This window comes from Mesorhizobium sp. M0317 (assembly GCF_040321555.1).
Classification (GTDB): domain Bacteria; phylum Pseudomonadota; class Alphaproteobacteria; order Rhizobiales; family Rhizobiaceae; genus Mesorhizobium.
In genome coordinates, this window is the sequence record NZ_JAMYRV010000027.1 from 1 (window position 1) to 20,626 (window position 20,626).

17 protein-coding genes are annotated in these 20,626 nt (G+C 60.6%); 11 read left to right on the forward strand and 6 right to left on the reverse strand.

The genetic code is table 11. From position 1 onward, the window contains the following. Positions 1-121: 121 nt before the first annotated feature. The gene (locus tag NKI88_RS19015; protein WP_352656576.1) at positions 122-1,279 is read right to left on the reverse strand and encodes a glycoside hydrolase family 26 protein; all 1,158 of its coding nucleotides are present in this window, start codon (positions 1,277-1,279) and stop codon (positions 122-124) included. A 299-nt stretch (positions 1,280-1,578) separates the two neighbouring features. On the opposite strand from NKI88_RS19015, the gene NKI88_RS19020 reads away from it, so the two are divergent. The 5 genes from NKI88_RS19020 to cyoD all read left to right on the forward strand — a co-directional run bounded on the left by NKI88_RS19020 (position 1,579) and on the right by cyoD (position 6,725). Continuing rightward, complete coding sequence (locus tag NKI88_RS19020) at positions 1,579-2,469, forward strand: MBL fold metallo-hydrolase (RefSeq protein WP_023668030.1); 891 nt, start codon at positions 1,579-1,581, stop codon at positions 2,467-2,469. Positions 2,470-2,666: 197 nt separating this feature from the next. Beyond that, on the forward strand, positions 2,667-3,632 hold the full coding sequence (gene cyoA, locus NKI88_RS19025) for a ubiquinol oxidase subunit II (protein ID WP_084627195.1): 966 nt from the start codon (positions 2,667-2,669) through the stop codon (positions 3,630-3,632). Between the two features lie 2 nt (positions 3,633-3,634). Continuing rightward, positions 3,635-5,635, forward strand: coding sequence for a cytochrome o ubiquinol oxidase subunit I (cyoB, locus tag NKI88_RS19030; protein WP_352656649.1), 2,001 nt, complete (start codon positions 3,635-3,637; stop codon positions 5,633-5,635). Then, positions 5,632-6,318: a cytochrome c oxidase subunit 3 gene (locus NKI88_RS19035; protein WP_352656578.1), complete on the forward strand. Its 687-nt coding sequence runs from the start codon at positions 5,632-5,634 to the stop codon at positions 6,316-6,318. The genes cyoB and NKI88_RS19035 overlap by 4 nt, the downstream gene beginning before the upstream one ends. Further along, entirely contained in the window at positions 6,315-6,725 is a 411-nt protein-coding gene (cyoD, locus tag NKI88_RS19040; RefSeq protein WP_023712206.1) for a cytochrome o ubiquinol oxidase subunit IV, read from the forward strand. Before NKI88_RS19035 ends, cyoD begins: the two co-directional genes overlap by 4 nt. Positions 6,726-6,795: 70 nt before the next feature. Here cyoD and NKI88_RS19045 read toward each other — a convergent pair whose 3' ends face one another. Then, positions 6,796-10,125, reverse strand: a complete 3,330-nt coding sequence (locus tag NKI88_RS19045; protein WP_352656580.1) for a DEAD/DEAH box helicase — start codon at positions 10,123-10,125, stop codon at positions 6,796-6,798. A 310-nt stretch (positions 10,126-10,435) separates the two neighbouring features. Here NKI88_RS19045 and NKI88_RS19050 point away from each other — a divergent pair, with 310 nt between their 5' ends. The 3 genes from NKI88_RS19050 (at position 10,436) to NKI88_RS19060 (ending at position 11,911) form a co-directional block, all read left to right on the forward strand. After that, positions 10,436-11,275 carry a Crp/Fnr family transcriptional regulator gene (locus tag NKI88_RS19050; RefSeq protein ID WP_245259912.1) on the forward strand — a complete coding sequence of 280 codons (840 nt, stop codon included), beginning with the start codon at positions 10,436-10,438 and terminating at the stop codon, positions 11,273-11,275. Between the two features lie 19 nt (positions 11,276-11,294). After that, positions 11,295-11,531, forward strand: coding sequence for a DUF6894 family protein (locus NKI88_RS19055; protein ID WP_023725511.1), 237 nt, complete (start codon positions 11,295-11,297; stop codon positions 11,529-11,531). 203 nt (positions 11,532-11,734) lie between these two features. Further along, positions 11,735-11,911, forward strand: a complete 177-nt coding sequence (locus NKI88_RS19060) for a hypothetical protein (protein ID WP_352656582.1) — start codon at positions 11,735-11,737, stop codon at positions 11,909-11,911. 168 nt (positions 11,912-12,079) lie between these two features. On the opposite strand, the gene NKI88_RS19065 is transcribed toward NKI88_RS19060, so the two are convergent. From NKI88_RS19065 to NKI88_RS19080, 4 genes are all read right to left on the reverse strand, one after another. Next, positions 12,080-12,472 carry a response regulator gene (locus NKI88_RS19065; RefSeq protein WP_023668021.1) on the reverse strand — a complete coding sequence of 131 codons (393 nt, stop codon included), beginning with the start codon at positions 12,470-12,472 and terminating at the stop codon, positions 12,080-12,082. Between the two features lie 242 nt (positions 12,473-12,714). After that, positions 12,715-13,245, reverse strand: a complete 531-nt coding sequence (locus tag NKI88_RS19070) for a DUF1003 domain-containing protein (protein ID WP_023739561.1) — start codon at positions 13,243-13,245, stop codon at positions 12,715-12,717. Positions 13,246-13,265: 20 nt separating this feature from the next. Next, positions 13,266-14,324 (reverse strand): alpha/beta fold hydrolase, encoded by a 1,059-nt coding sequence (locus tag NKI88_RS19075; RefSeq protein ID WP_023739562.1) that lies wholly within the window; start codon positions 14,322-14,324, stop codon positions 13,266-13,268. Between the two features lie 128 nt (positions 14,325-14,452). Then, complete coding sequence (locus NKI88_RS19080; protein WP_023696347.1) at positions 14,453-14,707, reverse strand: hypothetical protein; 255 nt, start codon at positions 14,705-14,707, stop codon at positions 14,453-14,455. A 221-nt stretch (positions 14,708-14,928) separates the two neighbouring features. Between NKI88_RS19080 and NKI88_RS19085 the strand changes: the two genes are divergently transcribed. The 3 genes from NKI88_RS19085 to NKI88_RS19095 all read left to right on the forward strand — a co-directional run bounded on the left by NKI88_RS19085 (position 14,929) and on the right by NKI88_RS19095 (position 20,614). Beyond that, entirely contained in the window at positions 14,929-18,081 is a 3,153-nt protein-coding gene (locus NKI88_RS19085) for a GAF domain-containing protein (RefSeq protein WP_352536753.1), read from the forward strand. A gap of 379 nt (positions 18,082-18,460) precedes the next feature. Continuing rightward, on the forward strand, positions 18,461-19,429 hold the full coding sequence (locus NKI88_RS19090; protein WP_023691426.1) for a manganese catalase family protein: 969 nt from the start codon (positions 18,461-18,463) through the stop codon (positions 19,427-19,429). Positions 19,430-19,564: 135 nt separating this feature from the next. Next, positions 19,565-20,614, forward strand: a complete 1,050-nt coding sequence (locus NKI88_RS19095; RefSeq protein WP_352656585.1) for a chemotaxis protein CheB — start codon at positions 19,565-19,567, stop codon at positions 20,612-20,614. Positions 20,615-20,626 lie beyond the last annotated feature (12 nt).

Sequence of the window (20,626 nt, forward strand, 5' to 3'; positions counted from 1 at the left end):
ACCTGCCCTTTTGCCTGGGGGGGGGAGGGTGGGGCTTATTAAAAACGCTTTTCCACCGCCCGGGGGGGGGGGGGGTTCCTAAAAAGCCGCCCGCCCGCCCCTCCCCCGTTTGTAGGCCCCTTCAAGGCGTCGTGTCCGCCACGAGAAGAGCTTGCTGACGGGCCAGTTCATCTGCTGTGGGTTTGCGCAGGTGTCGCCTGCCATCAGCCTGGATGACGGAAAACAAACCGACCTCGGCATGTCGCGAATTGTCCCAGCCCGGGTAGGCCGTTATCGGGTACAGGCAAATACCCTCGATCGGCGCTCCGAGACTGATTGCGGAACGCACCTCGTCGCAGACATAGTGGAGCCAAGCCGGCCCGCCGGATCCCTCGGAACCGGTCTCCGCAATGAACATCGGCTTACCGTAGCGATGAGCAACTTCTAGCAACATTTCCGACAGGGCGCGGTACTCGTGGTGTCCCATCGGAATCGTCGGCCCGTTTACGTACCATTGATTGTGCGGGTAAAAATTCAAGCCCACGGCATCGACAACATCTTCGCTCCCGCCCAACTCAGGTTCGACGCGGCCCAGCAACATGTCGTAAGCTTCGAACTGCCCCTGTCGGGCGTTTTCGGCCCGGCGCCGTTCGCTGCGGGTTCGGTCGCGAGGGGCGATATGGATAAGCGGCTCGGCCCAGACAAATCTGCAGGCGGGGTCGATCTCCCGCATTGCACGAACACCCGCGATGGCGGCCTTCACGAGGTGCCGCTTGAACCATCCACGTTTGTTCGGCCCCACGCGCGGGAAATAGCCGACCTCGACAGCCCATGCGAAAAAGGAGATTTCGTTGATGGGACACAACAGAGGCGATGTTCCGGTGATCGAACGGTGTACCTTGACGGCTTCTGCCGCGAACGAGGCATAGGCGTCGATGAAATGCAGCGAGCCCTGATCGACATGGTCCGGAGATCCGTAGTGGAAGATGTCCCAGATTACCTGAACACCTGCCGATCGGGCTGCCTCGACCATTGGCGCCCAACTTGACCAGTCATAGGCTCCGGGAGCGGTTTCGATCAAATGCCAACGCAGGCCGTCGCGGATGGTGCGAAGGCCGAGTTCGGCGCAGCCGCGGTAGTCGCCCAGGGCATGCAAATTATGCGAGGTCGCACGAATAAGATCGAGGCGAACGCCGTCCTTGCGCCGGTGCGAGGAGCATTCAAAGCCTGCCATGAAAAAACTGGCGAAGCGCGAAGCTTCCGGAACCGAGGCCTCCGTCTGGCGTCCCACTTCGCTCATTTTTCGAAGTCTCCTTTGGGCAATCGGCTTCGAACTCGGCCGCCTTGTCCGGACCGGGAACCGCGTTGGCGAAATACCGAATTCAGTCGGGCGCGCCCCATGTTCGTTGCTCAGTCCAGCTCGTCCTTGCGTGGCCGGGTAGTGCCGAACCCATTGGTAGAGCCTTTGTTCCGGTGGTGAACTGTCCGGGCGCCGCGTGCAAATGAGGAACAAGGAGGCCCGTCCCAAGTTCGGGGCGATGTACAGCCGCCGTCATCCACTCGAGCGGCTGCTCGGCAACAACAGAGGCATGGGATCACATGACCGTTCAGATTCGACTTTCCGAGATCGACCACGCCAGGCGCGAGGATCGTGGCGACGGCGCTTGGAGCATCGCACCGGACCTGGGTTACTTGCGGCTAGCAATCGTGAATGTCGTGTTCTTCGGCGCACCGGGCAGCGGAGATCGGAACTGGGTGCTGATCGATACCGGGTTGCCGACGTCTCGCAGCAGCATTCTAGCGGTCGCGGAAAAGCGGTTCGGCGTCAACGCACGGCCGGCTGCAATCATCCTGACCCATGGCCATTTCGACCATGTGGGAACGGTTCTAGAACTCGCAAATGGCTGGGACGTGCCTGTCTTCGCCCATCCACTCGAGCACCCCTATTTGGACGGAACCACATCCTATCCGCCACCGGATCCCTGGGTTGGGGGTGGACTGATGGCGCTGCTTTCACCGCTTTTTCCACGCGGGCCAATCGATCTTGGCAGCCGTTTGCAACCCTTGCCCGCCGATGGATCGATCCCCGGAATGCCCGGATGGCAATGGCTGCACACACCCGGACATGCCCCTGGGCATATCTCGCTCTGGCGCGAGCAAGACCGCTCGCTCATCGTAGGAGACGCTTTCATCACCACCGGTCAGGAGTCGGTCTATGAAGTCGCCATTCAGGATCTCGAGATGCACGGTCCGCCGCGCTATTTCACGCCAGACTGGGATGCAGCGGAAAGGTCCGTGAAGCATCTGGCTGCCTTGGGCCCCCAGATGGTCATCAGTGGACACGGTGCGGCTGCTGCGGGAGTGGGCATGCGTCAGGCTCTCGATAATCTGGCTGAGCGATTCAGGGTATTCGCCGTCCCGCCGAAATTGAAATTCGTGCGGGAGCCAGCGTCGCCGATAGCTAGGCCAATCGAGCCTCCATCGTTCTGAAATTATGGTCGGATTGGCGAACGCGGGACCATCGGACAGAGTAACTCGGTCCAGCGGAACAAACCCGGCCGGCGACAGTTGGGGCACTCGCTCAGGGGGCGACACCCTGCGAAGTGCCGCGAGGTTCCGCGCCATGGGGAGGCTCAGATGGAAACCCGATGAACGCATGCCCCTAGCACGCGTTCCCGCAAAGAGAGATTGCAGAACCGGTGTTGTTGCCATCCAGCCCTAAGTTGACACGCCAACTGCTCTGGATCCTCGGAGGCGCATTCTTGCCCGGTTGCGCGGGGGGAGTGCTCGATCCCCAAGGACCAATTGGCGTCGGCAATCGCACGATCCTTTTGAACTCGCTGGCGGTGATGCTGGTGATCGTTGTTCCCACGCTTGTTGCACTTCTGGCATTCGCCTGGAAGTTCCGCGCCTCGAACAGCAACGCCCGCTATAACCCGGAGTTCACCTATTCGGGACGCGTGGAGTTGATCGTCTGGTCGATCCCGACGCTCACCATCCTGTTCATTGGCGGTCTGATCTACTACGGATCGTATCAGCTCGATCCGCGCAAACCGATCCCTTCTAGCCAGCCGCCGCTCGACATTCAGGTGGTGGCGCTCGACTGGAAATGGCTGTTCCTCTATCCGGAGCAGGGCGTGGGCGCTGTCAATCAACTGGTTATCCCCGCCGGTGTTCCAGTGCGTTTCAAGTTGACCTCGGCCAGCGTGATGAACACGTTCTTCGTGCCCCAGCTTGGCAGCATGGTCTACGTCATGAACGGCATGCAGACCGAATTGCATCTGCAGGCCGACCGCGAGGGCAGCTTTTTCGGCCAGTCGGCGCACTTCAGCGGCGACGGCTTCTCGGATATGAATTTCAGTGTGAGCGCGGTTTCAGCCGATGCCTTCACCCGCTGGGCGTCATCGCTGCGTGGCGGGGGCGGCGTGCTCAACGCCAACGCCTATCGCGAACTCGCCCGGCAAAGCACAAATGTGGCGCCGGCTTCCTTCGGTCATGTCCAGCCTGGGCTGTTCGAAGCGGTCGTTCAGCAGACGCTCCCACCGGGTCCGGGGCCTGCTGAGAGCGCAGCCAGCGGCGAGCCACAGGTGAGCCCAAGGGCATTACCCGCGGCGGCGGCAACGATGACCCATCATCCACAAGGCGCAGAATGACGATGCTGGGCAAGCTCGACTGGTCGGCCGTTCCTTTCGATCAACCCATCCCCCTCGGCGCAGCCCTTGGCGTCTTTCTGGCAGCAGCCGCCGTGCTTGGCTGGATAACGGTGAAGGGCTACTGGCCATATCTGTGGAGCGAGTGGATAAGCTCGGTCGACCACAAGCGCATCGGCGTGATGTACATTGTGCTGGCGATGCTCATGCTTCTTCGTGGTTTTATCGATGCTATCATGATGCGCACACAACAGGTGCTGGCGATTCACGGGCCGGGCTACCTCCCGCCGGAGCATTACGACCAGATCTTTTCCGCGCACGGCACGATCATGATCTTCTTCGCCGCGATGCCGTTCATGATTGGCCTGATGAATTTCGTCGTGCCGCTGCAGCTTGGCGTACGCGATGTCGCTTTCCCGACGCTCAATTCCGTCAGCTTCTGGCTGACGGCTTCCGGAGCCCTGCTGGTCAACATCTCGCTTGTGATCGGCGAGTTCGCGCGCACCGGCTGGCTGCCCTATGCCCCTTTGTCGGAAACCACCTACTCGCCGGGCGTCGGTGTCGATTATTATCTGTGGGCGATCCAGATCTCCGGCGTCGGCACGCTGCTCACCGGTGTCAACCTGGTGACGACTATCCTCAAGATGCGGGCGCCGGGAATGGGCTATCTGCGAATGCCGATGTTCTGCTGGACCTCGCTCGCGTCCAACCTGCTCATTGTCGCAGCCTTCCCGATCCTTACCGCCACGCTCGCAATGCTGACGCTGGACCGGTACCTCGGCTTCCACTTCTTCACCAACGAAGCCGGTGGAAATCAGATGATGTTCGTCAACCTGATCTGGGCGTGGGGCCATCCCGAAGTATACATCCTGGTGCTTCCCGCCTTCGGAATCTTTTCCGAGATTTTCTCGACTTTTTCATCGAAGCCGCTGTTCGGATACCGTTCGATGGTCGCGGCCACGATGTTCATCTGCATCGTCTCGTTCATGGTCTGGCTGCATCACTTCTTCACCATGGGTGCCGGAGCGGACGTTAATGCCGCCTTCGGCATCGCCACGTCGGTCATTGCCGTGGGAACCGGTGTGAAAATCTACAACTGGCTCTTCACCATGTATGGCGGGCGCGTTCGTTTCGACACGCCGATGCTTTGGGCACTGGCTTTCGTGACCACCTTCACCGTCGGCGGCATGACTGGCGTCCTGCTTGCCGTCCCGCCGGCCGACTTCGTGCTACACAATTCCCTTTTCCTCGTCGCGCATTTCCATAACGTCATCATCTCGGGCGTGTTGTTTGGAGCATTCGCCGGCTTCACCTACTGGTTCCCCAAGGCGTTCGGCTTCCGTTTGCACGAAGGCTGGGGAAAAGCGGCATTTTGGGTCACCTTGGCCGGCTACATGCTGGTCTTCGTACCGCTCTATATTGTCGGTCTGCTCGGCATGACGCGGCGCCTGCAACATATCGATATGGACCTTTGGGCACCGTGGCTGGTGGTGGCCGCTTTCGGCGTGGTGGTGATGATCGCCGGCGCGGCGCTGCAGATCACACAGCTTTTCGTTTCGATCCGGCATCGCGACAAGTTTCGCGACGAAACCGGCGACCCGTGGGACGGGCGTTCGCTGGAGTGGTCGACATCTTCCCCTCCTCCTGTCTTCAATTATGCACGGCTGCCTCACGTGGAAGACGAAGAACCCTACTGGAGCATCAAGCAACGAGGGATCGAACAGAGCGCGGACGAGGAAAAGGCATATGAGCCGATCGAGATGCCTCGCAACAGCCCGACTGGCTTCGTCACCGCCTTCTTCAGCACACTGATCGGCTTCGCGCTGATCTGGCATATATGGTGGCTGGCGATCGTCGGCTTCATCGGCGCATACGCAACCTTCGTCGTATTCGCCTGGCGCGATCATGGAGACTACGAGATCCCTGTCGACGAGGTCGCCCGCATCGACCATGACCACAAGGCGGCCCAGTTTGCCCGGCTGCGCGGGTGGGAGCGCCCGGCATGAGCGATCACGCATTCTCCGGCGACATCAGCGCCGGCACCCAGGCACGGGACCCGTATCGGCTCAATCACACCGGTCGGCACGCGGTGCGCTCTGCGACCGGCCACGGAGAAGGCGGCCCGGCCTCAAAGTTCGTCACAGTGACTTACGGCTTCTGGATCTTTCTCCTGTCCGACATCATCATGTTCTCGGCATTTTTCGCCGCCTACGCCGTGCTCGCCAAGGCAGCCGCCGGCGGACCGACAGGCAAGGATCTGTTCGAACCGACACGGGTTGCGATCCAGACGGGCCTTCTGCTCACTTCGAGCTTCACCGGCGGCGTGGCAACACTCGCCACCCGTCGCAGATCAATGGCTGCCACGCAGTTCTGGCTTCTCGTCACGGGGTTGCTCGGGGCAGCGTTCCTGTTCCTGGAACTGCAGGAGTTCGCGGCAATGATCGGCGAGCAGGCAGGCCCCTCGCGCAGCGCATTTCTTTCTGCCTTCTTTGCGCTCGTTGGCTGCCACGGTGCCCACGTCGGTCTCGGCCTGCTCTGGCTGGGAACAATGATGGCGCAGCTGTGGGTCAAGGGCTTTCGGCCCGACATCTTGCGGCGGCTCCACTGCTTCGGGCTCTTCTGGCACACCCTCGACATCATCTGGGTTGCCATCTTCACCCTGGTCTATCTGCTGGGAGCATCGTCATGACCGAGATCGAGAGCAAGACCGGCGAGTTGCAGGACCGCCGCGATTCAGCGCCGGGCGAGGAACACATAAGCGAGCACGAAACGGCTGGGGGCCTCTCGGGCTATGTGCTCGGCTTCGGGCTGGCCATCCTGCTCACGATCGCGTCATTCCTGGCGGCGCGAACCGATCTGATTTACCAGCCCGCGGTCATCTCGGCCCTGGTGGTGCTCGCTGTTGCGCAGATGGGCGTGCATCTTGTCTTCTTTCTGCACCTGACCACCGGGCCGGACAACACCAACAACATCCTGGCGCTGGCCTTCGGCGTGCTGATCGTCGCGCTGGTGGTTCTGGGCTCTATCTGGATCATGGCCCATCTGAATGAAAACATGGCTGCCATGACACCCCATCAAGCCGGAACCATGCCTTGAACGCTCCCCTGCGAACGCACGGCCGCCCGCAGCGCCATTCGCACCGATGGCCCAGGAGACAAAAGGGTCGTTAGATCTCGTGCTTTGGCTGAGCTGCACGTATGGCATCAAGCGCTAAGCGAACGGCGTCGACGCCAGAGACGCCGGGCGGGATCGGCCTGAAAATCAGGCGGCCGTTCCGGTACTCCAGGCCCAACGCCTTGCTGTTCCGCCATTGGGACGCCGACGGCTTGTTCCGAAGGGTGATCGCGATGGCCTCGGGACCCAAATCGACTTTGCCGATGCCCAGTTCCGACGCTGCTATTCGCAACCTGGTAAATTCCAGCAAAAGGGCTACTTCGCCAGGCATGTCTCCAAAGCGGTCCTCGAGCTCTTCGCTGAATGTATCGAGGTCCGGCTCCGAACGGATGCGGGAGAGCCGCGCATAGAGGCCAACACGCACCGTAGGCTCTTCGACATAGCTCTTGGGAAAAGCGCCCTTTCCCGAACCGTTGATCTCGGCAAGTTGCTTGTCGAAGTCGGCCCCTCCGCCAGCCGCCGAGACCGCCCGCTCCAGCAAGTGCTCGTACAAGCCCACTCCGATCAGCTTCATATGCCCGGCCTGGTCTTCTCCGAAAAGATCTCCGGCGCCACGCAGGTCGAGGTCCCTTTGACTGATTGCCAGGCCGGAGCCGAGCCGATCGAGCGCAAGCATCGTCGAAAGCCGGGCCCTGGTGCTGTCGGCCAGTTCAACGCCAGGCTGGGTCAGAAGAAACGCAACAGCCTGCACCGCCCCCCTTCCGACCCGGCCCCGCAGCTGGTGCAACTGCGCCAGACCGAACCGGTCGGGGCGCCAAACGATGATGGTGTTGGCCCGCGGCACATCGAGGCCGCTCTCGATGATGTCGGTGCTCAACAAAATGTCGCCATCACCGTCGGCGAATCCGACCATGACTTCGTCCAGCTGTCTCCCCTTCATTTCACCATGCGCCGTCTTGACCCGGAGTTCCGGCACCAGTCTGTTCAGTTTGTCACAGGCCGGGGCAATATCCTCGATCCGCGGGACCACGAAGAAGCTCTGTCCACCCCGGTGAAATTCACGCAGAAGGGCCGCGCGCACCGATGCTGGATCGAACGCTGCCAAGATCGTGCGAACGGGACGTCTTTTGGCGGGCGGAGAGTTTAGAACGCTGACGTCCTGGATGCCCGACAACGTCGATTGCAGCGTCCGGGGTATCGGTGTGGCGCTCATGCTCAGCGTATGGAGGCGAGGCGTCATGGTCCGCAGGGCCCGCTTCAACTTGACCCCGAACCGGTGCTCCTCGTCGATCACCAGCAGTCCAAGATTGGCGAAGGTGACGCTCTTGGACGCCAGGGCCTGAGTACCCACAACGACCGCAACCTGGCCGCTCCGCAGACCCTCTTTTGCCGCTCTCGCCTCCGCTGCCCCGACCATCCTAGAAAGGTGGGCGACCTGCAGGCCGTTTCCTGCGAAGCGGCGGCTGAACGTCTCATAGTGCTGCCGTGCCAACACCGTTGTCGGTGCTATGATAGCAACCTGTTTCCCGCAGAGAGCGGCGGCGGCGCAAGCACGCAGGGCGACCTCTGTCTTGCCGAAGCCGACATCGCCGCAGACGAGCCGGTTCATTGTTCTTCCGGACGAAAGGTCATCGAGCACAGCGCGGATGGCGGCCGCTTGGTCGGGCGTCTCCGTATAGGGAAATTTCGCCGCAAAACGAGCCAAGTCCGTGCGGGAGGGCTTCAAGATCTCGGCAGGCTCGCTGGACCTGATTTTGGCAAGGCTCAAGAGGCGCTTGGCCAGCCTGTCGATCTCGCGCAACGCAGCTTCGCGTCGCTTCGGCCAGCCCTCGCCGTTGAGGCGATCAAGCGACACTGCCTCCGGTTCCGAGCCGTAGCGCCATATTCGTCCAAAGTCGTCGACCGGAACCAGCAAGGAAGCCCCGCCGTGATATTCCAGTCTGACGACATCCTGTTGCTGGCCAGCCAACTCGACCTGTTCGACCGCGGCGAGCACGCCCAGGCCATGGTCTTCATGGACGACGACATCGCCAATGCGCAACTCGGGTTCGAGTATGCCCGTGGTCGCGCTCCCGTTCGCCTTCAACGCGGGACCAAACAGGTCGGATGCGGCCACCACCGCGATATTGGATTGCGCGTCGACAAACCCTTCGTCGAGGACGAATTCAGCCTTGAGAAGAGAGCCCCTTGCGGCCGAAAGGATTTGCGGCAAGTCGGCCGCTTCCTCTGCCCGCCGGCCTAGTCTCCTATCGAGCAGGCGATCTGCTCGCTGCAATTCAGAGGCATCGCCGGTGAACACTACTCTGACTCCGGCGCTCGTCTGCCTTGTGACGAATTCCGCGAAATCATGCCCGGGTCGGGCCTGGCGGAAGAATTTGGGAACTCCCACGGCAGAAACGGCAAGTCTCACGCAGCAGCGGTTAAGCAGAGCAGCGTCCCACTCTTCACGGGATAGGTAAAATCGTCCCGGCAAAGGTTTTTTCGTTCCGGCTGCCTCCTGCCTGGCACGACGTGCATCCTCGACCAGATCCAGAATTCTGCCGAGCGGCTGCCCGTCGGTCCCTTCAAGGAAGGAGATCGAGGCGCTGGAAGCCGCATCGAAGACGGATGGCATAGCGCCATACGATGCGACCAGGCGCTCTTCCATCGACGTCGCGCGCATCGCTGTCAGCTCAGGATGCTCACCAGCTTTAAAGATCAGCTCGGATGCCGGTCCGACAGTAACCGAGTCTCGAACCTGATCGCTGAGCTGACTGAGCGGGTCGTAGGTCTTGAGCTGGCCGATGCAGGCATCGGGACCAACGATGATGCGAACGGGGCCATCCGCGCCAGCAGGGAAAATATCGATGAGATCGCCCCGAAAGGCTATCTCACCCGGTTCGTCCACCCTCTCGTCGACGACATAGCCAATGGCTTCGGACCTGGTTCTGAAATCGTCACGGTCGAGCTTTTGGCCTACCTCCAGAATTGTGAAACCGCCAGCGATGACGGGAGCAGGCGGCACCCGCTGCAGAATGGCTTCGAGCGACATTACAGCGATGCGCGGGCGATCCGGCTTCGTTGCGATCTCACGCAACGCACGAAGCCTTCGCCCCATATTGGCACGTGTGGGCCACACCCTGTCGTAGGGCAGGCAATCCCAGGACGGCAGCAAGATGATATCCGCGTCAGGCAGGAACTGACGCAAGGCGCCGGCGATCTCCTCGGCACTGCGTTCCGAGGGAGCTATATGGACGATGTGCTTATCCCGACTGGTCTCCAGCCCACGGGCCAGCGCTACCGCGATTGCTGAGGATGGCGGTCCGCCGTGCTCTATCGCAAACCCGCTGTCATCCGTGTGATCGATTTGTTCGACATCCGTCCGCGAAATATGCCTGTTCACTGAAATCTCACCTTGCCACTGAGACAACGTCAGCGGAGCCACCCCGTTCCTGGTGGCGCATCAAAGAGTTCCAGGACTGGCTGCGGGTGCAGCCCTTGAAATTGGGGGGAGCGACTGGGTCAAAGCTGCGCCGTGATCGGCGAACTCCTGGGGCTGGCTGCCCAGCGGGACAATTTCTAACCGAGCCTATGTCATAGGTTAATGCATTGCTGCCTGGCTCACCTATGGCTGTCCTAAAAAACTGGTGCTTGGATCATTCCGGGATCTTCAACCACCCTCGACGCTGGCAAAACGCCCCAGGCACGGGACCATGCCGCACGGCGGCGCCTTCTGCCGCCGCGCATATGTCCCCATGCCAATCGGAACTTTTGGCGCGGATAATAGTTCGATCACCAACATCAGCCAGGTAGTCAATTTGTTCCCCACCTCATCCTCGGATGTACTCATTCGCAAGCTTCAGACCATCTCGGATCTTCGAGAGGCCGACATCGGCGTTCTGAAAGGCATTCCGATCCAGGAGAAGGAATATTCGGCCAACCACGATCTGGTGCGTGAGGGCGACCGTCCTGTTTACTCGTTTATCGTTCTTGATGGCTTGGTCGGTTCCACCAAACATACGGGCGAAGGAAAGCGACAAATCACATCATTCTTCGTCGCTGGCGACATTCCTGATCTGCATGGGCTGCATCTGTCGGTCATGGATTGTAACTTCTCGACCCTTACGCCGGCCCGAGTAGGTTTCATGCGGCATGACACTCTGCGTGCCGTTTGCGACCAGCACCCTCGCATCGCCACCGCTTTTTGGCGGTCGACGTTGATAGATGCCGCGATTTATAGGGAGTGGGTCATCAATGTGGGAAGACGCGAGGCATACACCCGCATGGCTCACATCCTTTGCGAACTGATTTTTCGCTTGCGCTCCATGGGGCGCATTGAGGATCACGTGGCGGATATTCCCATTACCCAGGCGGCCCTTGGCGATGCACTGGGTTTGTCCACGGTCCACGTCAACCGGATGCTCCAGGAACTACGACGCAGAGGCCTCATTGCCACCTCGGGATCAAAAGTTCACGCACTGGACTGGGCCGGCCTCACTCACGCAGGAGATTTCGACACGACCTACCTGCACCAAAGGAACCCCGCAGATTAGCAGTGACGGAAGCTCTCCGATGGCACGATTTTTCTTCGACAGCGGCGATGGCGATCTCATCTTCGAGGACGAAATAGGTGTCGAATGCGCTGGCCTCGAAGAGGTCCGCCGCGCGGGATTCGAGGGCCTTGTCGACCTCACGAGAGAGTCACTGAAGAGCGTCGACGGGCAGCAATTGTTTATCGAAGTGCGTGATGAAAACGGCGCCAAGATTTTGCGGCTGAGCCTCTCGCTTCGGGTAAAATCGATCGCTTAAATTTGCACTCTACGCTCAGCGTTAGGCGCGCGGATTGAGACTGCAAACATCCACTGGCATGTCGTTGTCTCAAAACCAGGGCCACTTTTGAGCGACATACATTAACCCATAGATTGTGCCTCGATTCGCCTCGATTTGTGTACAGGACGGGGAACCATCAAAGAGCCGCCGAGTTCGTCCAACGGACAAGCTCGGGTTCTAACATGGAAGAAATCGGCAAGGCACAACAAAAGGTCATAGCCCGCCTCATACGGCAGTGGATTTCATCGGACGCCAATCGTCGCCAGCTTCGCCAGTTGCTGGATCTGCCGACAGATCCGGACATGCCCAGCGAGCATCGGTCATTGCTTGACGAACTCGACCGAAAGCTCAACCAATGAGCGCCCCTGCTTTCGGGAGGGCTCCCGAGTGGATGCGAGCCGGTGGCGAGGGGAAGGAGCTGAGGTCGACATCTGGTTGAGGCCGCCGGCCCAAGCAGACGCGAACGCTTTACGCCGGACGGCGCCGATTGAATGTTCCGTGGTTTTCGTGGAGCCGCGGTCCGATTCCTAGAGGTGAGTTTCTGCACCTTGCTGCGCGTTTAAAAGTTGAGAAACGGCAGTTATGATCTGCGGCAGAAAAAAGGGCTTGGTGATCATTATGCTGTTGGGCACACCTTCCGCTCCCCAGTGTACCGCGCTGTCGCCACTGATATAGACAACCGGGATGGTCGAGTTGGACCTTCGCAAGTGCCGAGCGACCTCCCACCCCGACTGTCCTGGTCCCAAACGGATGTCCGTGAGTACGGCCTTGAACTTGGTCGGATCGGGGTCGAAAGCCGCCAGCGCCTCGGCGGCACTCCGAGTGCCGACCACCTGGAAGCCGGCCTCCTCCAAAGCTGACTCGAGGTCGAGCAGGATCATTGTCTCATCTTCGACGATCAGAACAGCACCTTCGCTCATCCGGAATCTCCCCAAGCCGCCACCGCTAATACGATTTCGGCGTCAACTTGGTTCCATCTGACCCGCAGCAGCCTTTTGGCTATCGAAGCTCTACGCTGCCTCGATTGCGCGGCGGACTTGTGACGTCGGGAAGCCACCCTGGAAAAGGCCGACACCGGCTTAGCTGCTTCGACAGCCTTGGCAATGAGGCTGAATTACAGGTTGTAGCCGACGCTGAACCGTCGCCGACGAGGTCGCTTTGATCAAGCGTTCTCCTGATCTTCAGAAGCTTGCTGGATTTGCGTCATCACCTTTTGGGGATCGACATTCTCGGCGAGTTCCGGCAGCTCTTTGTCGGCCGGGGTCGAGATATTCAGACGCGCCGTCAAGGCAGCCACCATCTCGATCAGCCGCGTGGTTTCATGTTCGTTTAGAAGGCTGATCTGCAAATCCAGTTCGGCTCGGCGCTCGCTGTGTGCGGCCATTCTGTTCTGATTGATCAGCACGAAAGTAGACAGGAAGATTGCCTCAACCGAGGCGACCATGGCCAGGATCACGAAAGTCGGGTCCCAGGCTGGGACGGCTGGTATCGCGCCAAGGTTCGCGAGGACCCAGACGACAAGAATTGCAAGGTGCAAATAGACGAAAGTCATGCTTCCCGCGAAGCGCGAAACAACGCCGGCGACCCACGCTTGAACACCTTGGTGCTCCTCTTGCTGTCGCCTGTGCTCGACCAGGGCCTGTATGTTCTGGTGGAGCACCGACTGCATGTCGGCTGGACGTTGGTCGCTCATTTGAAAGCCCCGTTTGGAGATCATTCCGTGCAAGCGGCGTCGCTTATCGCCGGTGGCTCCCGCGAGGCCGGATCTGCCTTGAACTCGTCGGCACGCGACTTGGGTCGCTGCCGACGGCCCGCTTGGAACAAGGCGTGCCGCCCTGCAATGGTGTGCACCATGCCAACCACGGCTTGCGGGGCGCTCTGATGAACCATATGGCCGGCGCCCGGAACCACCTCAAGGAGAGACCTACCGACTTCCGCGTGCAAGCGTCGTGCATCGCGTTGCGCGTCGAACAACCGGTCCCCGGATCCCGCCATGATGCCGGTGGGCACGGCAATGTCCCTATAGTTGGCTTTTCCCAAGAGGGACGCGGCCAGCATCGATGCTGTCTCCAGAGAAACCGCCCGCAGTTGGGAAGGGCGGCTGGCGACATCTTTGGCCAGTGCGGCGAAGTCGCTGGCGACGACGGCGGGTTTAAAGATCTTCTCCATTGCCCAATGCCAGGCAAGCCTTACAAGCGGGGGCAGCAAGGTGTGACGAAACGCGGTGCCGATCACAGGCAATGCAGGGAGTGCGGCCAGTGCAAGATCCAGCCGCGGTGACGGATAGTAGTAACCCGAGACCAGCACGATGCCGGCGACCGATGGAGAATGCCTTCGCGCCAACTCGAGGGCGATCCAAGCTCCCCAGGAATGTCCAAGCACGAGGTATTTCTCTATACCCAGCCCGCAGGCGGCGGCATGTATAAGGTCGGCTTGGTCGCGAGCGGACCAACGCCGGCCGCGCGGCCGTGAGCTTCGCCCAAAACCGGGACGATCAAATGCAATCACCCGGTAGGTCTTTGCCGCCTCATCGAAGATGCCGCTCGACTTGAAATCCTCCGCCATGGATCCATTGCCATGCAGGAGAAGCAGCGGCATGCCGGTTCCGGCTTCGATAAAATGCAGGCGCAGACCATCGATCTCCATCACACGTCCGCACGCCCGGCCGGCAATCGCACGTTTGGCGCGGATGGCGTTGTATGCCGCCAGCGCCGCCAACGAGGCCGCGAGCAACCCGGTCGCGAGTTTCGGTCCATCTCTGTCGAACGCCATGCCCGTGCCTGTTGGAAACTATCTGCCGACCCCAACTCTCGGGGCGAAAGCTTGTTCCGCCAGACAAGACAACGCTGTACAACCGGCTCAAGCGGCTAAAGTAGGCCTTCTCCATGGAGTTGGGACCGTTAAGCCTGGGCAGCGCTGCTGCCTCCCAGTTTCCAATCACCCTGCCAACGTGCGCGCACGGCAATCATCAGCATGGCCGCTTCCGTCATCCCGGTCTGGAAAAGTCTGACCAACTCTCTCGCGATGGATTCTGCCGCGGTAGTGTCCGACGAAATCTCAAATTCCTCACACAGCGCGTCGAAAACCGACCGAAGCGTTTTCAGGTCGTCTGGATAGAGAGCGTCCGTATTCGTAAGAATGGGTCGGTCAAGCATCAAACGTCTCCAAACGAGTGAAGTGCGGTTCGGGCACCCAGCCAGCGGGAGCTCGTCAAGTGCCCGCTGGTTTCCCCCTTTATCCGCCACAGCGCGCCAAGCTGTCATTAACCTATGACCGGTGCGGCGTGTTCGGCTGACCGGCCCGCCAAAGAAACTGCCGTCCTGCGGGGAACTCTTGGCCGCAGACTGCATTTAAGTCCGGGCAAAACGGGGGCGAAATGGGGGCCACTTCAAGCAATCCGCGATCTGAACTGCAGCGCTTCGAGCTTTTGGCAGCGCTGGGCGACCGTATTCGCGAGATTACGGATCCCGCAGAACTGGCCTACGCAGCCGCGGAACTGCTGGGGAACCATTTTGGCATCAGCCGAGCCGGATACGGCACGATCGATCTAGAGAAAGAAACGATCACCATCGACAGGGACTGGAACGCGCCAGGCATCAAAAGCCTGGCTGGGACGCTGAATTTCAGGAACTACGGCTCGTATATCGAGGATTTGAAGCGAGGCGAAACCGTTGTCTTTGAAAACGCCGAGACAGATCCGCGAACCAGCGGCCATGCGGAGGCACTCAAAGCCATCAGCGCCCAATCCGTCATCAACATGCCCGTCACCGAGCATGGCGGGCTGGTGGCGCTGTTATACCTGAACCACTCCGCGCCCAGACGCTGGGCGACGGAGGAAGTAGCCCTCATTTCGGCAGTCGCGGACCGGACGCGTACGGCGATAGAACGCCTTCGCGCCGAACTGGCCCTGCGTGAGAACGCCGAACGCCTTGCTTTTCTCGACCGCCTCGGCAGGGAGATAGCCCTCGCGGCCGACGCCGATGCTGTCATGCAGATCACCACTCGGCTCCTCGGCGAACATCTTGGCGTCTCGATTTGCGCCTATGCCGACATGGAGCAGGACCAAGACCATTTCACCATCCGCGGCGATTGGAGCGCACCTGGCTCGCCCAGCATCAGGGGATATTACAGTCTTGCCGATTTCGGTCGCCTGGCTGTCACCAATCTCAGCGCCAACAAGCCGCTTATCATCAACAACAACCTTGAGGAAATTGCTCCCGAGGAAGCGAAGACCTTTCAGGATATCGGGATAACGGCAACCATCTGTATGCCTTTGGTCAAACAAGGCCGACTGACTGCCCTGATGGCCATCCACGACAAGCAGCGCCGCGTCTGGTCGCAACGCGAACTGTCCTTGCTGACCGAGGTGACGGAGCGGTCCTGGGCTCACATCGAGCGCGTTCGCTCGGAGCAGGCGGCACGGGCGAGCGAGGAGCGGCTGAGGCTTGCCACCGACGCGGCCGCTATCGGCACCTGGGATTACGATCCCATCAGCGGAGTGCTGCGTTGGGACGACCGGTGCAAAGCCCTTTTTGGTTTGCCGCCGGACGCGGAGGTGACATATGAAAGCGCCTTCCTGGCGGGCCTCCACCCGGAAGATCGCGCACGGGCCGACGAGGCCGTACGCCAGTCGCTCGCGCCGGGCACCCCCTCCCGCTACGACATCGAATACCGGACGATCGGCCTTCGGGATGGCAAGGAGCGCTGGATTGCCGCAACGGGGGAAGCGCTTTTCCAGTCCGGCCGTGCGATCCGCTTCATCGGCACCGTGGTCGACGTCACCGCGCGAAAGCGGGTGGAGCATCAGCTTCAGTTGATGAACGCCACTGCGGCAGCCGTGGCGGCCGAGCTTGACGTAGAGCGAATTGTCCAGACGGTAACCGATGCCGGCGTGGTGCTGTCGGGCGCACAATTTGGAGCTTTCTTCTACAATGTGATCGACGACAAGGGCGACAGCTATGTGCTCTACGCCCTGTCGGGGGCACCTCGTTCTGCTTTCGAAAACTTTCCGATGCCGCGCAACACCGCGGTGTTCGAGCCCACTTTCCGCGGAACAAGCGTGGTGCGTTCCGACGATATCCTCACCGATCCGCGCTACGGCAAGAACTGGCCCCGCAAGGGAATGCCGGAGGGCCATCTGCCGGTGCGTTCCTATCTCGCCGTGCCGGTCGTCTCGCGTTCGGGCGAGGTGCTGGGTGGCCTCTTCCTTGGCCATCCAGAAATCGGCGTCTTCGCCGAACAGCAAGAGGCGGCCTTGCTGGGGCTTGCGGGCCATGCCGCGACGGCAATCGACAACTCCCGACTGTTCAAGGCGCTGCAGACACTCAACGGCACGCTCGAACAGCGTGTCAAAGATGAAGTAGCGGAACGCGCCAGAGCAGAAGAGCACCTGCGCCAAGCCCAGAAGATGGAAGCTGTCGGACAGCTCACCGGTGGCATCGCGCACGACTTCAACAATATGCTGGCCGTCATCATCGGCGGCCTGAACCTTGTGCAGCGCAAGCTCAGAAACGGCGATACCAACGTCCACCAATTCGTAACCGGCGCGATCGATGGAGCACAACGTGCCGCAGAACTTACCAGGCGACTGCTCGCCTTTTCCCGCCAGCAACCACTGGCGCCGAAGCGGCTGAATCCAAATCGCCTCGTCTCCGGTATGAGCGAATTGCTGAACCGGACGCTTGGCGAGACCATTCAGATCGAGACCGTGCTCGCTGCGGGCCTATGGCATGTCGAGGCCGACGCAGGGCAATTGGAAAGCGCGCTGCTCAACCTTTGCGTCAACGCAAGGGATGCCATGCCTGCTGGCGGCAAGCTGACGATCGAGACATCAAACGCCCACGTCGACGATCGCTATGCCAGGGAGAACGCGATCCCCTCCGGCCAGTATGTGATGATAGCGGTCACCGATACAGGAACGGGCATGACTGCTGATGTTGTCGCAAGAGCCTTCGATCCGTTCTTCACCACCAAGGGGGTCGGCAAAGGCACCGGGCTGGGACTCAGCCAAGTCTATGGGTTTGTTCGCCAGTCCGGCGGCAGTGTGAAGATCTATTCCGAGCAGGGCATCGGAACCACCTTGAAAATATATTTGCCGCGCTCGCACCACGGCGTGCTCGACAGCCAAATCGACGTCGTGGCAGGCGAGCACCCCGGCTGTGCAGACGAGATCATCATGGTTGTCGAGGATGAAGATCGCGTCCGGCTGATGGCGGCGGAAGCGCTGCGGGAACTGGGCTACTCCGTGCTGGAAATGCAAGGCCCACGCGACGCGCTGGTGGCCGTCGAAAGCGGGCAAGTGCCGTCGCTTTTGTTCACCGACGTGGTGATGCCGGAGATGTCGGGCCGGGAGCTGGTGGATCAGGTCAAGACAATGCACCCGTCGCTAAAAGTGCTCTACACCACCGGCTACACACGAAATGCGATTGTCCACAACGGCACGCTCGATTTCGGAACCGAACTTTTGACCAAGCCCTACACGATCGACGAATTGGCAGAGAAAGTCCGGAAGGTGCTGGATCGAAAGTGAACGGGCAACAGCCCGCGACGCTCGCCGTGTGACCGAACCCGGCGTTTGCCGCGTAAGGTGTGCGGCGAAACGGGCCGAAGGTGTCGACACCGACATCGTATTAATATGGCCCGGCTTCACTTTTCCGAGCCAGTATCCCTCCAGATTTTGTCTACCTCTTGCCCATCCGCGGCCTTGCTCATTGCCGTGATGGCGCAGCACGATCGAAATCTCGTTGCCGCCGGTCACCAGTCGGAGAATCCCGGCGAGAAATAAATGCCGCCTCTGGCTCCCTGCGATGCTCAACACTGAAGCTGCCGTAAAAATGCTCGCTGGCCGATGGCCGGATGGAACAATCATCTTGCGGGGATGTTCGGATGATCTAACCGGAGAGATGTCCATGTTCATGCACAACAAGCGCCTGCAATACACCGTTCGCGTCTCGGAGCCGAATCCTCGCCTGGCCTGCATGATCATGGAACAGTTCGGCGGCGCCGATGGCGAGCTTGCAGCGGCCATGCGCTATTTCACGCAAGGGCTTGGCGAGGACGATCTTGGCCGTCGCGACATGTTGCTCGATATTGCGACCGAAGAACTCAGCCATCTCGAAGTGGTGGGATCAATCGTCACCATGCTCAACAAGGGGCTCAAGGCACAGCTGGCCGAGGGCCAAATGAAGGAAGCGGACCTTTACCTGATGATCGGCGCCAGCGGCACAACAGCCAAGGAATCAATTCTGTTCGGCGGCGCTCCCGCGCTGTGCGACTCAGCCGGCGTTCCCTGGACCGCGGCCTATGTCGACTCGCGCGGTGAACCTACGGTGGATTTGCGGTCGAATATCGCCGCCGAAGCCCGCGCCAAGATCGTTTACGAACGCCTCATCAACATCACCGACGACCCGGGAATCAAGGACGCGCTCGGCTTCCTGATGACCCGCGAGATCGCGCACCAGAAGTCGTTCGAGAAAGCACTCTACGCGATCGAAAACAATTTCCCTTCCGGCAAGCTCCCAGGCGTAGAGAAGTACGCCAGCATGTATGTCAACACCTCTCAAGGCGACGGCGATGTCGCTGGCCCATGGAATTCCGGCGAAGAGTGGGATCGGATCGATGACCTTGAAGAGGTGATGCCCGTCGACGGCGGAGACGGCCTGGCAACTGTCAAGCTGGGGGCCAAAGACCTGAAGGTGGTGGCCAGGATGGCCGACCGTACGCTTTCCGATCCGGCTTCCGATCCGACAACAGGCGCTGATCTAGGAGCGGGCCCGGGAGCTGGCCGTACCAAGAACGCCGATTTCGGCGGCGCGGCAAGCATTCAGGAGGCCCCGGCCGTGGCAGAGGCTGCTGTCAAACGCGCACGTAGGCGTTAGTACAGAGCCGACGCGGGCATCTATGTTCCGCGATGCGGCCGGAAGCTAACACCGACGAAGGCAGGGCGCCCGACCAGCAGCGGACTGGCCGGAGCGCTCGCATCGACATCTGTGCTGAATGTGGGTGAAGCAACCATGGCCACCGCCGCACCACGATCAGATTCGGAGCGTGCGGGCCAGCCGGACAAGGTCCGTCCCGACGGTTGCGAGAACCGGTGCATCGTGGCAATCGGAGCATCGGCCGGCGGCGTCGACGCGCTGAAGAGACTTGTCCGCGACCTTTCGCCGGACATCCCGGCGGCTCTCCTCGTCGTACAGCACGTTGGTCCCACGAGTTACCTCGGCGACATTCTCGGTCGCGCTGCCAACATGCCCGTTGCAAATGCCTCCAACGGCATGAAGGTTAAAAACGGGCACATCTTCGTTGCACCGCCGGGAGCTCACCTTCTGTTACACGACGATCATATGCTGCTGCGGCGCGGGCCGCGCGAGAACCTGGCGCGCCCCGCCATCGACCCCCTGTTTCGATCGGCGGCCTGCAGCTTTGGCGGCAGCGTGATCGGCGTCGTGCTCACAGGCAGCCTCTCCGACGGCACCGCCGGCCTGCACGCAATCAAGATGTGCGGAGGCGTCAGCGTAGTCCAGGACCCCGGCGACGCCGCAGTACCCGACATGCCGCTGAGCGCCTTGCAGAATGTGGAAATCGACCATTGCGTCCCTCTGTCCGAAATGGCTGGCCTGTTGCACAGGCTTGCTTCCGAAATCGCAGGACCGACACCAGAAATCCCGTCCGGCATCCGCCTTGAGGCAGCGATTGCAGCTCAGGAGCACAGCACAATGGAATTGACCGAAGGCCAGCTTGGCACCCCCTCGACATTTGTCTGCCCCGAATGTCATGGCCCCCTATGGGAGATAGAAGACGGGCCGATTACCCGTTACCGCTGCCACACCGGACATGCGTTCGGAGCAGACGTTTTGATGCAGGCCCAGGCTGACGATGCGGAGCAGGCTCTTTGGAGCCTTTTAAGAGCGCACCAGCAGCGGGCTGAGTTGGCGAAACGTACGGCAAAACGCGAAGCCGCGAGGGAAAGACACAGCCTGGCCAGTCAAATGGCTGCGCGGGCCGCGGAATACGAAGCCGACGCGAAACTTATTGAAGAGATCATCCATCGTCGAACGCCGTGACAAGGCAACAGG

Excerpts from the sequence above, each read along its gene's own strand:
- NKI88_RS19050 (WP_245259912.1), top strand. The coding sequence starts at position 10,436 with ATGCCGCACGGCGGCGCCTTCTGCCGCCGCGCATATGTCCCCATGCCA.
- NKI88_RS19065 (WP_023668021.1), bottom strand. The coding sequence starts at position 12,472 with ATGAGCGAAGGTGCTGTTCTGATCGTCGAAGATGAGACAATGATCCTG.
- NKI88_RS19020 (WP_023668030.1), top strand. The coding sequence starts at position 1,579 with ATGACCGTTCAGATTCGACTTTCCGAGATCGACCACGCCAGGCGCGAG.
- NKI88_RS19035 (WP_352656578.1), top strand. The coding sequence starts at position 5,632 with ATGAGCGATCACGCATTCTCCGGCGACATCAGCGCCGGCACCCAGGCA.
- cyoB (WP_352656649.1), top strand. The coding sequence starts at position 3,635 with ATGCTGGGCAAGCTCGACTGGTCGGCCGTTCCTTTCGATCAACCCATC.
- NKI88_RS19060 (WP_352656582.1), top strand. The coding sequence starts at position 11,735 with ATGGAAGAAATCGGCAAGGCACAACAAAAGGTCATAGCCCGCCTCATA.
- NKI88_RS19070 (WP_023739561.1), bottom strand. The coding sequence starts at position 13,245 with ATGAGCGACCAACGTCCAGCCGACATGCAGTCGGTGCTCCACCAGAAC.
- NKI88_RS19015 (WP_352656576.1), bottom strand. The coding sequence starts at position 1,279 with ATGAGCGAAGTGGGACGCCAGACGGAGGCCTCGGTTCCGGAAGCTTCG.
- cyoD (WP_023712206.1), top strand. The coding sequence starts at position 6,315 with ATGACCGAGATCGAGAGCAAGACCGGCGAGTTGCAGGACCGCCGCGAT.
- NKI88_RS19075 (WP_023739562.1), bottom strand. The coding sequence starts at position 14,324 with ATGGCGTTCGACAGAGATGGACCGAAACTCGCGACCGGGTTGCTCGCG.
- NKI88_RS19085 (WP_352536753.1), top strand. The coding sequence starts at position 14,929 with ATGGGGGCCACTTCAAGCAATCCGCGATCTGAACTGCAGCGCTTCGAG.
- NKI88_RS19095 (WP_352656585.1), top strand. The coding sequence starts at position 19,565 with ATGGCCACCGCCGCACCACGATCAGATTCGGAGCGTGCGGGCCAGCCG.
- NKI88_RS19080 (WP_023696347.1), bottom strand. The coding sequence starts at position 14,707 with ATGCTTGACCGACCCATTCTTACGAATACGGACGCTCTCTATCCAGAC.
- NKI88_RS19055 (WP_023725511.1), top strand. The coding sequence starts at position 11,295 with ATGGCACGATTTTTCTTCGACAGCGGCGATGGCGATCTCATCTTCGAG.
- NKI88_RS19090 (WP_023691426.1), top strand. The coding sequence starts at position 18,461 with ATGTTCATGCACAACAAGCGCCTGCAATACACCGTTCGCGTCTCGGAG.